General features: G+C 54.9%; 1 protein-coding gene and 1 pseudogene. Both read right to left on the bottom strand.

Going from position 1 to position 526, the window contains the following annotated elements; all coding sequences use genetic code 11:
- A pseudogene (gene uhpT, locus AB7038_RS18120) lies at positions 1-250 on the bottom strand (hexose-6-phosphate:phosphate antiporter); the annotation flags it as partial.
- A 146-nt stretch (positions 251-396) separates the two neighbouring features.
- The coding region (locus AB7038_RS18115; RefSeq protein ID WP_369453752.1) for a hypothetical protein at positions 397-526 on the bottom strand (130 nt) is incomplete at its 5' end.

Here is a 526-nt window from a genome sequence, read left to right as displayed (position 1 = left end):
GCGTCTTGCCCACGCCGTAGGTAATGGAAAAGCCCAGGCCAATCATCCCCAGCTGCGTCATGCTCAACCCGTAAGTGGAGATCATGTCGTTCTGCGCGATGTTAAAGTTTTTGCGGATCAGGTACATGGTCAGGTAGCCGATGAAAACCACCAGATAGGACTGCATGAAAGGTTTGAACCACATTTTGCGCCGCACATCGAGCGGCAGATCCAGGGTCGGCTTGCGCACCTGATTCAGAAAGGCCAGCATGGGTATCTCCTGAGCTGATTTTTTTATGCCTGCGTAATAACCAGGCATTGTAAAAACCCGCGCGCCGTCTGGCCTGAGACGGCTTCCAGGTAAAACCGGGAAAATTTCTTAGTTTTGCCCCGTTCGCGGCGAAAGGGTGAGCTACATCACGCTTCGCTGGCGGTACGCGGCGCCTGCGCGTTTAAAAACGGCAGCAGCAGCAGCGCGGAAATGCCGGCGGCAATCGCAATCACCACAAAGAATCCGGTCCAGTGCCAGATATCCATCACCTGCGCC

It is taken from the genome of Morganella morganii, from assembly GCF_041099235.1.
Classification (GTDB): domain Bacteria; phylum Pseudomonadota; class Gammaproteobacteria; order Enterobacterales; family Enterobacteriaceae; genus Morganella; species Morganella morganii_E.
Note: the sequence above shows the minus strand (reverse complement) of the source record. Positions and strands in the feature narration are given on the sequence as shown.